This is a genomic window from Embleya sp. NPDC055664 (assembly GCF_053618075.1).
The window spans coordinates 124,779-137,011 of record NZ_JBSHGZ010000010.1 but is presented as its reverse complement, the minus strand read 5'-3'; the positions used below and the strand labels follow the sequence as shown (position 1 = coordinate 137,011).

General features: G+C 70.1%; 10 protein-coding genes. 1 reads left to right on the top strand and 9 read right to left on the bottom strand.

Going from position 1 to position 12,233, the window contains the following annotated elements:
• The first annotated feature begins 171 nt into the window (after positions 1-171).
• The gene (locus ACWGR4_RS19365; RefSeq protein ID WP_452132104.1) at positions 172-1,533 is read left to right on the top strand and encodes a hypothetical protein; all 1,362 of its coding nucleotides are present in this window, start codon (positions 172-174) and stop codon (positions 1,531-1,533) included.
• A 154-nt stretch (positions 1,534-1,687) separates the two neighbouring features.
• Here ACWGR4_RS19365 and ACWGR4_RS19360 read toward each other — a convergent pair whose 3' ends face one another.
• The 9 genes from ACWGR4_RS19360 to ACWGR4_RS19320 all read right to left on the bottom strand — a co-directional run bounded on the left by ACWGR4_RS19360 (position 1,688) and on the right by ACWGR4_RS19320 (position 12,098).
• The gene (locus tag ACWGR4_RS19360) at positions 1,688-2,023 is read right to left on the bottom strand and encodes an RNA polymerase-binding protein RbpA (protein WP_040877318.1); all 336 of its coding nucleotides are present in this window, start codon (positions 2,021-2,023) and stop codon (positions 1,688-1,690) included.
• 198 nt (positions 2,024-2,221) lie between these two features.
• Positions 2,222-2,458, bottom strand: a complete 237-nt coding sequence (gene secG / locus ACWGR4_RS19355) for a preprotein translocase subunit SecG (RefSeq protein ID WP_380011290.1) — start codon at positions 2,456-2,458, stop codon at positions 2,222-2,224.
• A 126-nt stretch (positions 2,459-2,584) separates the two neighbouring features.
• A complete protein-coding gene (locus ACWGR4_RS19350; protein WP_452132103.1) occupies positions 2,585-2,929 on the bottom strand; it encodes a hypothetical protein in 345 nt (114 codons plus the stop codon).
• The gene (locus ACWGR4_RS19345) at positions 2,926-4,599 is read right to left on the bottom strand and encodes a hypothetical protein (RefSeq protein WP_452132102.1); all 1,674 of its coding nucleotides are present in this window, start codon (positions 4,597-4,599) and stop codon (positions 2,926-2,928) included. The genes ACWGR4_RS19350 and ACWGR4_RS19345 overlap by 4 nt, the downstream gene beginning before the upstream one ends.
• Before the next feature lie 250 nt (positions 4,600-4,849).
• The gene (gene tpiA / locus ACWGR4_RS19340) at positions 4,850-5,644 is read right to left on the bottom strand and encodes a triose-phosphate isomerase (RefSeq protein ID WP_380030711.1); all 795 of its coding nucleotides are present in this window, start codon (positions 5,642-5,644) and stop codon (positions 4,850-4,852) included.
• Positions 5,645-5,649: 5 nt separating this feature from the next.
• Complete coding sequence (locus ACWGR4_RS19335; protein WP_452133596.1) at positions 5,650-6,837, bottom strand: phosphoglycerate kinase; 1,188 nt, start codon at positions 6,835-6,837, stop codon at positions 5,650-5,652.
• A gap of 137 nt (positions 6,838-6,974) precedes the next feature.
• Entirely contained in the window at positions 6,975-7,979 is a 1,005-nt protein-coding gene (gene gap, locus ACWGR4_RS19330; protein WP_380011300.1) for a type I glyceraldehyde-3-phosphate dehydrogenase, read from the bottom strand.
• 210 nt (positions 7,980-8,189) lie between these two features.
• Positions 8,190-8,726, bottom strand: a complete 537-nt coding sequence (locus ACWGR4_RS19325) for a hypothetical protein (RefSeq protein ID WP_452133597.1) — start codon at positions 8,724-8,726, stop codon at positions 8,190-8,192.
• 144 nt (positions 8,727-8,870) lie between these two features.
• Positions 8,871-12,098 (bottom strand): M14 family zinc carboxypeptidase, encoded by a 3,228-nt coding sequence (locus tag ACWGR4_RS19320; RefSeq protein WP_452133598.1) that lies wholly within the window; start codon positions 12,096-12,098, stop codon positions 8,871-8,873.
• Between the last annotated feature and the right edge of the window lie 135 nt (positions 12,099-12,233).

Here is a 12,233-nt window from a genome sequence, read left to right as displayed (position 1 = left end):
AAGCCGGGCCCAAGGAGTGAACCGGGCCGGGCAAACCGGCATGCCACGGACATCCCGCCGTCGTCTCGGTCAGGTGTTCGTGGCCGGATCCGTACCCGTTCGGCCCCGTCGGCGCCCCGCTCGCGATAGCGTCACGCGGAGGTCTTCGGGACCAGAGGCGAGGTGGGACCCGTGCGGTTCGGATGGCTGCGACGCCATGAGCGTCACCTGGAGGAATACCGGCACCGGCGCGAGCTGCAATCGCCGTGTCCGGGCCTCGCCACGCCCGAAACCCCGCCGGCCGCGCCATCCTTCGCCGAACCCGGGCAAACCGAGGGGCATGATCCGGCCGAACCGGAATCGAATCCGCCGGGCGGCGCGAGCGCTCCGGCCGAGGCCGACGACGCCGAGGCGACCCGGGCCGAGATGTTGACCGAGAAGGCACGGCGGTTGACCCGCGCCGGTCGGCACGCCGACGCCGCCGCGCCCGCCCGTGCCGCGGTGCGGATGCTGGGCGTGCTCGCCGCGAGGGACCACCGCCGGCACGGGCCCGCCCTGGTCGGCGGACTGCGCGCGTTCGCCGCCGTGTTGGCCGCCGACGCGCGCACCGAGGACGCGGTGAAGGTGGCCGCGAGCGCCGCCGAACACGCCCGCCGACTGGCCGCGTTCGACCACCGCGCGCACCGCCCGCTGCTCGCGCTGACCCTGCGCGAGTTGGGGGCCCGACTCGGCGACCACGGCGACGAACCGGCCGCGCTCGGCGCGCTGCACGAGTCGGTACAGCTCTTCCGCACCCTCGCCGCCCGCACGCCCGAGCGGCACCGGGTCGAACTTGCCCTGTCCCTGGACGAACTCGCCGGCCGACTCGCCGCCGGCGGCGCGAGCGAACCCGCGCTGGCCGCGTTCACCGAGGCCGAACGACTGCTCGGGGTCGGCCCGCCCGAGGCCCGGCAGGCCGCCGTGCTGCTCCGGCACGCCACCCTGCTCGCCCGCCTCGGCCGCGGCCCCGAGGCGATCGCACTGGCCGCCGAGGCGGTCGAGGTGCGCCGCGGCTACGCAAGCGCCGAGCATGCCCCCGCCGGGCGCCGCGAGGACGAGCTCGCCGCCTCGCTCCAGAGTCTGGGCCTGCTGCACAGCGCCGCCGGCGCGCACGACGAGGCGGTGGACGCGCTGGAGGAGGCGGTCCGGCTGCGGGCGAGACGGGTGCGGGCCGACCCCGTGCTGGCCCGCCGCCCCGAAGTCCCGGTCACCTACGCGCTGTACGGCATCGTCCTGGTCGCCGCCGGCCGGCCCGCCGACGCGGTGCCGCCGCTCGCCGCGGCCCTGGGCGTGGGCACCGCGCTGAACCTGGACCGCGTCTCCGACCTGGCCGGCGACACCCTCGTGCGGGCCCACCACGCCGACCCCGACGCGGTGCGCAAGCGGTGGCTCGCGGCCACCGGCGAGGAGTTGCCGGCCTGGATCGAACGCGGTCAGCGCCCGCTCCCGCACCAGGCCGACCGCCGCCGCGTACACCGCCCGGTCCCCCAGGAGGCACTGCCCGCCCGCGACTGACCCCGGCCCGGGCGGCGCACGCCGAACGACGCGCAAAAAAGCCGCCGGGAGTCACGACGGCACCCGAAGGTGGGTCGTCACTCCCGGCGGCTCCCCCGACGGCGGGCCTACGGCCTACCGTACGGGTACACGCTCGTCGAGCCCGGAACCGGACTCAGAGTTCGCCGCGCAGCTTGGCCAGCGCCTCGGCGAGGATCGCCTCGCCGTCCGCGTCGCTGCGCCGCTCGCGCACGTAGGCGAGGTGCGTCTTGTAGGGCTCGGTACGCGGGGCGTCCGGCGGATTGTGCTGGTCCTGCCCGGCGGGCAGACCGCAGCGGGGGCAGTCCCACGTCTCGGGGACCTGAGCGTCGGTCGCGAAGCTCGGCTGGGTCTCGTGCTTGTTCGCGCACCAGAAAGAAATACGGAGACGTGGGGCTGCTTCGCCGCGCTCAGCCTCCCCCATCGGGCCGGCGCCGACCCGACTCCCACGGATGGCGTTGCCACTTGCCACGGTAAAAACTCCCCTTGGTCCTTGAGGTCGCGCCCCCGTTGCGCGGCTTGGCGTCCAGTGTACGTGCGCCTCGCGCAAGGTTGAACCGAGCGGTGGCCCTTTTCCGACTGTTTCCGACAGTCCGTCAGAAAGGCCACCGCGCGGGTGGAAACAGCGGCCGAACCGGCCCTGTCGGTACGCGTTTGTCGCTACGAGTCGTCAGTACGAGTGCTTCAGGAGCAGACCGAGTACGACGATCGTCGTGATCCAGCACACGCCGACGATGATGGTCATGCGGTCGAGGTTCTTCTCCACGACGGAGGAACCGCCGAGCGAGGAGGACATGCCGCCGCCGAACAGGTCCGACAGGCCGCCGCCCTTGCCCTTGTGCAGCAGCACCAACAGCACCATGAGCAGGCTGAAGACGATCAGGGCGATCGAGAAACCGGTGATCACGGCCGGGCCCAACTCCTTCTGGCGGAACGCGGAGGCCGGAGATTCCCGGCCACCGGACAGAGTACGCTGCCGCGCCCCGCAAGTGGGAGCCGTGCGGCCCTTCGGCTAATCCGGCGGATCATAGTATTACGGCTGGTCGGGCGTGCTCCGCTCCCCCGGCGACCGCCCCTCCCCGGCGTCTGCCGCCGCGGCGTCGGCCGGCTCGACGTCGCCGGTGTCCTCCAGCTCCACCTCGTGACCACTGCCGCTGACCAGCGCACCCGTGCTGGTCAGCGGGTGCCCCCGGCCGGCGTCCCGGGTGCCGCGCACCGCGCCCGTGCGGCGCACCGTGACCCGGTTGTCACCGCCCGCCACGATCGCGCCGGTGTTGGTCACCGGGCCGCCCGACAGGCTGATCCCGTCGTTGCGCGACTCCTCCGCGTCCCGGTCCTCGGGCTCCGGCCCGGGCACGTTCGATTCGGCGGCGTTCACGAGGTACCTCCCGCTGTCGATCGTGCGCCGGTGCCGACCCCGCCGGAACCGCGCACGGACGCCTGGTTGCCGCGGCCCGCGACGATCGCGCCGCTGTTGTTGAGATCACCCGAGACGTGCTGGATGATCCCGTTGTTGAGGACCAGCTCGTTGCGCGCGCGATACTCGGTGACATCCACGTTCCTGCGCTGGAGGAAGTCCAGCACGAATACGGTGAACTTGCGCTCGATCAGCTTGAGGTATTTCTCCGCGTCCGAGTTCTGGAAGAACGTGGCGTAGTTCGCCGACGCGCCCAACTCGCGCACCGAGGCCCGCGCACCTCGATCCACCGGCAGATTGCGGGCGGTGCGCTCGTGCGCCGCGCGCAGGTTGCCGGACCGGCGCCACCACGAGGTCCACACCCGCATCAGCCGGCCCGCCGCCGAGGCCATCAACCCCGGCGCCTCCACGAGCGCGTGGCCGAACGCCCCCCACAGGGTGGCCGCATCGGCCGCGTGCAGCCACTCGTCGGCGACGTGGAAGTCGGGCCGGATCGGCGGCAGCACCAACTCGTGCAGCTCGGTGTACAACATGCGGCCGTCCAGGGTGAAGCGGATCAAAACCGAGACGACCACCTCCTGCGACCACGTGCCCACCCGCACACACAGGTAGCGCCGGGTCGCCTCGGCCGGCGGCGGCACCGCGCCGCCGGTGACGCCGCTGCTGAACTCGTGCATCTGCACACTCAGCCCGGTCAACCGGTGCCGGCCCTCCTCGGACCGGGACAACCCCTCGAACGCGGTGCAGATCGCAGCTGTCAGCTCGTCGACGGTGAACGGGGTGTATCCGTTCTTGTCGGCGGTACGCGGTCGCGGTGCGTCCAGCACGGAGGGCCCGGCCCCGCGCAGTTCGACCGGGAAGGTCCAGCTCTCCACCAGCTCGCCCGCGCCGACGAACGGCACGTAGCCGCTGTAGCGCACGGTGGAGGGAATCGGCGGCGGCGCCGGCGACCCCGGCGGCTCGGCGATGTCGACCGGGGCGTGTGTCGGGCGCGGCGGCAACACCTCGGTCAGCGCCCCCTGTAACGTCCCGACCCCGCCGCCCGGCGCCGGGCCGATCGGCGGCGGCGTCGGCACCCAGGTGCGCCCGGGGCCCAGGTCCGAGACCACCGTGGCGCGCTGCTGCATACGCTCGATCCACACCACGAACACCACCACGGCGTAGGCGGGCAGCACGGTCAGCGCGATCATCGTGAAGTCCGGCGGCTCCCCGGTCCCGCCCGCAACCAGGTACAACATCAGCCCGAACAGCAGCGCCGCCATCCACGACACCTGCGCCGCCGCCCGGCTCCGGAGGTCGCGCACACCACCCCCGCCGACGACGCCGCTGCGCACCGTCACCAGACCGAAGAAGACCACCAGCGCCAGCCAGGTCAGCCCGGCCGCGACGCCGAACCCGATCAGGGCCATCATCACCGGCACCAAAAACGCGATCACATCACGCAGGATCCGCCGCCTGCGGGCGGCCAACGCGTGCTCCAGGACCGCCTGTTCGTTGTATCCGTAGGACGGCGCGCGGTCCCGGTGCGCGTTCTCCCACAATTCCTCGATCACCCGCGCGGCGAACCGCTCGTCGATCTCCGCACCCGTACACAGATACCGTGTGGCTCCGGTATCCCCGGTTCTGGACATGTCTGGAAAGGACACCCGCACCCCCTGGGGGCAGCCGGCCACAGTCGCCGCAGAGGGGCGACTACCGGCCACTTGGCGATGACTTATCGTCAGGTACCGGTTATGGGTGGGGCAAGCGGGTTGGAAATACTCGCGTCGGGTTTATGAGGAACGAGTGGTTCCGGCCCCGATGACCGATCGGCGCACAATCTCGGACACGCGTCGGGCCCGGGGCGACGCACGCCCCGGGCCCGACCGAACACCCTTGGTCCTACTGCTCCTGGTAACGCACGATCCGCGCGAAGTCCTCCGCGAGGAGGCAGGCGCCGCCGACCAGGCCGCCGTCCACGTCGGCCTGCGCCATCAGGCCGGCCACGTTGTTCGGCTTCATCGAACCGCCGTACAGCACCCGCACCCGGTCCGCCAGGTCGGCGGAGTACAGCTCGGCGAGCTTGCCCCGAATCGCAGCGCACACCTCCTGCGCGTTCTCCGGGGTGGCCACCTCGCCCGTGCCGATCGCCCAGACCGGCTCGTAGGCGATGACCACGGACTCGGCCTGCTCGGGAGTGATGCCCTTGAGCGCGCCCTCGACCTGGGCGAGCGTGTACGCGACGTGCTCGCCGGCCTTGCGCACGTCCAGGCCCTCGCCGACGCACACGATCGGCACCAGGCCGCTCGCGTAGGCGGCGTGCGCCTTGGCGTTGACCAGTGCGTCGTCCTCGTGGTGGTACTGGCGCCGCTCGGAGTGGCCGACCAGCGCGTAGGTGCAGTTGAGCTTGGCCAGCATCGACCCGGCGATCTCGCCGGTGTACGCGCCGCCCGCGTGCTGCGAGATGTCCTGGGCGCCGAAGGTGAAGCGGAGCTTGTCCGCCTCGACCATGGTCTGCACCGAGCGCAGGTCGGTGAACGGCGGCAGGACCGCGACCTCGACCCGGTCGAAGTCCTTGTCGTTCAGGGTGAATGCGAGCTTTTGCACCAGGGAGATGGCCTCGATGTGGTTGAGGTTCATCTTCCAGTTGCCCGCCATCAGCGGGATACGACCGGAGGTGTTCTTCACGGCGGACATCGGATTCAGCCCTCCAGGGCTTCGAGGCCGGGCAGGGACTTGCCTTCGAGGTATTCCAGACTCGCGCCGCCACCGGTGGAGATGTGGCCGAAGGCGTTCTCGTCGAAGCCGAGGGTACGCACGGCCGCGGCCGAGTCGCCGCCGCCGACCACGGTGAACGCGTCCGAGTCGATCAGCCCCTGGGCCACCGCGCGGGTGCCGTGGCTGTACGGCTCCATCTCGAACACGCCCATCGGGCCGTTCCAGAAGACCGTCTGCGCGTCGGCCAGCTTGTCGGCGAACAGCTCGCCGGACGCCGGGCCGATGTCCAGGCCGAGCCGGTCCGCCGGGATCGCCTCGACGGAGACCACCGCGTGGTCCGCGTCGGCGGCGAACGCGGTGGCCGCGATCACGTCGACGGGCAGTACGAACTCCACGCCCTTGGCCTCGGCCCGGGCCAGATACTCGCGGACCCGGTCGATCTGGTCCCGCTCCAGAAGCGACTTGCCCACCTCGTGGCCCTGCGCGGCCAGGAAGGTGAACACCATGCCGCCGCCGACGAGGATGCGGTCGGCCCGCTCCAGCAGGCTGTCGATCACGCCGAGCTTGTCGGAGACCTTCGAGCCGCCCAGGATCACCGCGTACGGGCGCTGCACGTCGTCGGTGAGCCGCTTGAGCACCTCCAGTTCGGTGGCGATCAGGCCGCCGACCGCGTGCGGCAGCCGGGCCGGCACGTCGTACACCGACGCGTGCTTGCGGTGCACCGCGCCGAAACCGTCGCCCACGTACACCTCGGCGAGGTCGGCGAGCCGGTCCGCGAACGCCCCGCGCTCGGCGTCGTCCTTGGCCGTCTCGCCCGGGTTGAAGCGCAGGTTCTCCAGGAGCGCGACCTCGCCGTCGGCCGGCTTGCCGACCGTCGCCCGGGCGCTGTCGCCGACCGTGTCGGTCGCGAACGCCACGTCGGCGCCCAGGAGTTCGCCCAGTCGCGCGGCCACGGGGGCGAGCGAGAACTCGGGCTCGGGGGCGCCCTTGGGCCGACCCAGGTGCGAGCACACGATCACCTTGGCGCCGCGAGCACGCAGCGCCTCGATGGTCGGCACGCTCGCCCGGATCCGGCCGTCGTCGGTGATGCGTCCGCCGTCGAGCGGGACGTTGAGGTCGGCGCGCACCAGCACGCGCTTACCGGATACGTCGATGTCGTCGATGGTCTTCAAGTTCGACTCGTCCTCGGATGTCGAAGAAACGGTGGGGATGGTCGTGCTCGGATGTCGAAGAAACGTGGGCCCGGGTGACGACGTGTCACCCGGGCCCGCATCGTCAAGCGTCGACTATCGGCACGTGTGCCGGTCCGTCAGAGCTGACCACCGATGTAGCCGACCAGGTCGACCAGGCGGTTGCTGTAGCCCCACTCGTTGTCGTACCAGCCGACGACCTTGACCTGCTTGCCCTGGGCCATGGTCAGGCCCGAGTCGAAGGTGCACGAGGACGGGTCGGTCACGATGTCGGAGGAGACGATCGGGTCCTCGGTGTAGGTGAGGTAGCCCTTGAGCGCACCCTCGGCGGCCTTCTGGAAGGCGGCGTTGACCTCGTCGCGGGTGACCTCGCGCTCGAGCTCGACGACCAGGTCGGTGACCGAGCCGGTGGGGACCGGGACGCGCATGGCGATGCCGTCCAGCTTGCCCTTGAGCTCGGGGATGACCAGCGCGGTGGCCTTGGCGGCACCGGTGGAGGTCGGGATGATGTTGGTGGCGGCGGCGCGGGCGCGACGCAGGTCCGAGTGCGGGAAGTCCAGGATGACCTGGTCGTTCGTGTACGCGTGGACCGTGGTCATCATGCCCTTGACCAGGCCGAAGTTCTCCAGGAGCACCTTGGCCATCGGCGCGACGCAGTTGGTCGTGCAGGAGGCGTTGGAGATGATCGTGTGCGCGGCGGCGTCGTACTTCTCGTGGTTGACGCCCATCACGATCGTGACGTCCTCATTCTTGGCCGGAGCCGAGATGATGACCTTCTTCGCGCCGGCCTCGATGTGCTTCTTGGCCTTCTCGGCGTCCGTGAAGATGCCGGTGGACTCGATCACGATGTCGGCGCCCAGCTCGCCCCAGGGCAGTGCGGCCGGGTCACGCTCGGCGATGACCTTGAAGGTCTTGTCGCCGACGGTGATCGCGTCGTCGGTGTGGGTGACCTCCTGGCCGATGCGGCCGAGGATGCTGTCGTACTTCAGCAGGTGGGCCAGGGTCGCGATGTTCGTGAGGTCGTTGACCCCGACGATCTCGAAGTCCGCGCCCGAGGCCAGCGCCGCGCGGAAGAAGTTGCGGCCGATACGGCCGAATCCGTTGATGCCTACCCGGATCGTCACGAACCGATCTCCTCTGTCGAACGCCGAATGCCCTGATGGTGAATGGCCGAGGAGATGGTCAGTGGAATCTGCGATATCCCCGGCCATGTCCGACCCTACCGTGACGCCCCGGGCACCTCCACGCAGGCTTGCTGCGCAAGGAGCCCGGAGCGGGACGGATCGTCGCAAAGCAGATCAGTGTGCGATCTCGGGCGGGTGATCCCGGGCGGGTTACTTCTCCCCGACCGACTTCGTGATGCCGAAGGCCGCGACCCCGGCAAAGACGAAGACGAGGAGGTCGAAGAACTCGAGTCCGTCCTTCCAGCCCCGCATCAGGTCACTGCCGTAATCGGTGAGCACGTCGAGCACCGAGATGTTCAGTTCGTCGGCACCGGACAGGGTGAGCGCGGTGAGTTGCCCCAGGACGACCCCGAGCAGCGCCAGCACCGTGGCGACCACCGGCAGCACCGGGTTGGCCCCGCCGACCCGACCCACCGCGAACGCGATCAGCGCCGCGACGCCCACGCCGAACCAGGTGCTCTGGATCTCCATCGACTTCACGATCACGCCGTACACCCCGGCGGCGACCAGCATCGCTCCCAGCCCGGCCAGCACGGCCAGACCCACGTTGCCGGTGCGCGGCTGCGGCTGCGGCGGCGGGCCGCCGTACGGGCCCGAGCCGAACGGTCCGGGCGGGCCCGGCTGCGGCCCCCACTGGCCGGGACCCTGCTGCTGCGGCCCCCACGACCCCGGCGCGTTGTTGCTCACGAAGAAATCCCCCCGAAAGAAGTGCACATGCGGGAACTCGCATGTGCGCAGAGACGTTAATGGCCCCCGGCGGAGAAGTCTCCGCCGGGGGCCGGTATCACGGCCACCGGTTTTCACCGGTGGGTCGATCACGCGCGCTCGCGCCTACTTATACAGCTCCCGCAGGATGCGGTCGACGAAGACCTTGCGGTCCTCCGCCGTGGCCAGCTGCTCCAGGCCGAAGCCGACGAGCATGGTGTCGTCGGTGGCGATCACCGACGAGCCGAACACGGCCTGGCTGCGGGTGAATCCGACCAGCGCCGGGTCGCCGGGCGGCGGGCCGGCCAGGGCCCACGGGCCCAGTCCGGTCTCGAAGCCCTCGGCGTCGATCACGCCCGACGTCTTGACGACCTTGGTGTCGTCCACAAACAGGCCGGTCCCGCCGGTGTTCGCGTCGCTGACGTACGAGATCGAGACCTCGATCTTCTTGCCCGCGTACGCGGACAGGTCGAACGCGACCGGCTTCCAGCCCTGCGAGTTGCCGGTGAAGGAGTTCCACGACCCGGTGGTGCCGTTGCTCAGGCACTTGGGGGTGGTCACCGTCAGGTAGTGCCGCAGCTGCGGGTGGGTGGCGGCGAAGCTGCCATCCTCACACGAGGTGGGCGGCTTGGTACTGCTGTTGCCGTTCAGGTCGGGCAGCGTCGTCCAGTCGTCGGCGCCGACCGTGTGCGCCTCCACGATCGCGTGGTCCCAGTTGGCCTCGGTGCTGTACGAGAACTGCGCGGTCAGCTTCGCCGCGTCCGCCGCGGTGACGGAGGTGAGGTCGATCGTGCGGACGAGGCGCTTGTACGCGTTGTCCGTGTGCAGACCGTTGATGTACCACTTGCCCTCGGCCGGCGAGTACGGCCCGGACGTGTTGCCCGAGTAGGTCGCCACCGAACGGCTGTCGAACATCGGGAACTTGTCCGGCGTCAGGATCGCGCTCGTGGGCAGGAACCCGCCCGCCTCGTTCAGCGGGTTGGACGCGGTGCCCGGGAGCGCCTTGTCGATCCCCTCGAACGGCGCGGCCGAACCCACCACGCCGGTGGCGCCGTTGGTCGCCGACCGGTCGAAGGCGCCCAACCAGTACTGGGTGAAGTCGTCGGAGACGATCAGACAGTCACCGGTCGGGTCGGAGGTGACCTTGCACGGTTGGTCCGGGTGCCCGTTCAAGCCGTAGTAGATGCCACCGCCCGCGGCGCTGCGCAGGGGACCGTAGTAGCCCGCGGTCTCGCCGAGGTAGGCGAGCTTGCCGCCCTCGTTGAGGTAGTCGCGCACGTTGACGGTCAGATCCTGCACCAGCGGGGTGACCTGGGCATCCTTGTAGATCTCGCCCTGGACGTCGGTGTTCTCGTGGGCCGCGTCCGTGGTCAGCCGGTTGTCGCCGAGGTACCAGAACACCCCCTTGAAGTGCGAGAGCACGCCGAGGTGGTGCGGTGCGCCGAGCTTGTCGACGTCGTAGACGGCCGCCTTGATGCCGTTGGCTGCCAGCGCGTCCACGTACTGCTGCGCGTACTTGGGACCGACGGTGTTCGGCGGGTAGGTCGGGTTGACGCCCTTGTAGTCCTCGTTGGCCAGGACCAGCGTCTCGGTCTTCTCGGCGATGCCGCTCTCCACCGTGAAGGTGAAACGATCGCTTTCCACCTTGCCGGTGCCGGCCTTCTCGCCGGTGAACCACACCTCGATCCGGTCACCGGTGCGCACGTTCTTGATGTCGCCCCGGTATTCGGCGTAGTAGGCCGAACCCTGCTCGCCGTACCGCTTGCCGCCCTTCCACTCCTTGACGCCCGCGGTCTTGGCCGGGCCGCCGTTGACGCGGTAGTTGAGCTTGCGGTTGGTCAGCGCGCGCTTGGCGATCACCGCGACGGTCTGGTCGTCGTGGTCCTCGGCGTAGGAGTGCTCGAACCGGTCGGCGACCAGGTCGGGGGCCTTGCGCCCGACCGAGGAGACCGGGTCGTCCGGGTCCTTGGCCGACTTGGCCACCGACAGCGCGAACGCCTGGTTCTTGGCGTACTCCATCTGAATCAGCGTCTCGTCGTTCGGGAAGCTGAAGATGCCGCCGCAGTTCTCCACCGTGTACGGGTCGTCCGGCAGGTAGCCGGCGGCCGTGGCACACGTGGACATCTCCGGGGTGAACGACAACGTCTTGTACGCCTCGTTCATCTGCCCGTCGGTGTCGCCGTTGGTCACGTACAACTCGGCCGACAGGTCCGGGTCGTAATCCGCGACGGCCGGGTGCGCGTCGTCGCCCGCGAGCGCGACCATGATCTCGTCGTCGGGGCTGGGCGTGGCCACCTGCGAACCGACCCCGTACAGGATCAGCTGCGCGGCGGAGTGGTAGTTGACCACGAACTTGGCCTTGATGTGCCCGGCGAAGCCCTCCAGCGCCCGGGTCTCCGGCTCGGAGGACGGGGCGGGGCCGCGGTAGGTCTCGTTCAGCGGGTCGGGCGAGGAGCCCTCGTTGTCGTAGCCCCACTTGTAATCGAAGTTGCGGTTGAGGTCGACACCGTCGCCGGCGGTGATCACCCCGTCCCCGTTGTTGTCGCGCAGGTTCTTGCGCCACAACCGCTGACCGGTCTGGAAGGTCCAGTCGTAGCCGTCGGGGTTGGCCGAGATCACGAACCACAGCTCGTTGTCCGCGACCAGTTGGGTCGCCTCGGCGTCGGTGCCGTAGCCGTCGACGTAGTGGTGCAGGAGCCGGCGGGTCATCTCCGGCGTGATCCACTCGCGCGCGTGCTGGTTGGACATGTACAACACGGCGGGCTTGGAACCGTCGGGGCTGGTGCGGACGTTCTTGGTCACCTTGACCGCGAGGATGTCCTGCCCGAGCACGGTCTTGCCGATGCTGACGGTCTTGGCGATGTCCGGGTGGTCCTTGGCGAGTTGCACCAGTTCGGCGCCGAGGCCGCCAGGGCCGCTGTACTTGCGGAAGACGCCCGCCGCGGCCGGAGCCGCCGTGCGGTCCTGCGCCTGGGACTTCGCCTCCACCGAGAGGCCGGCGGCACGCAGCTTGGCGGCCTGGGCATCGCTCAGGACCACCTCCAGCTCGGCCTTGCCGTCGGCGGCCTTGGTGGCCTTCGTCTCGTGTCGGTCCACGCCCAGGTCGAAGATCTGCTTCACCTGGGCGGCGTCGGCCTTGATCCGGTAGGACTGCGGACCGCTGTCGCCCGCCGGAGGAAGCTTCGCTTCCGGCGGTGCGCTGGTCACTTCGGGATAGGAGCCGGGACCGGCGGCGGGTGCCGCGGTGCTCGCCGGCGCTGCGGTCAACAGACCCAGTGCCAGCGAAAGCGCCGCGATCCCCGTCGTGGCCAGCCGAACTCGTTTGGTGGTGCCCGTGGAACGATGACGCCTCATCGACCCCCCAGTCGTGGGTTAGGCGTGCATACGGGTAAGGCGCGAAATCACCACCCGAGGGATGGAACGTGACTCCTGCGCCCGGGTGTTGCGCATGCTACGGCACCTACCGCGTGGTACACGAGACCTGACTGA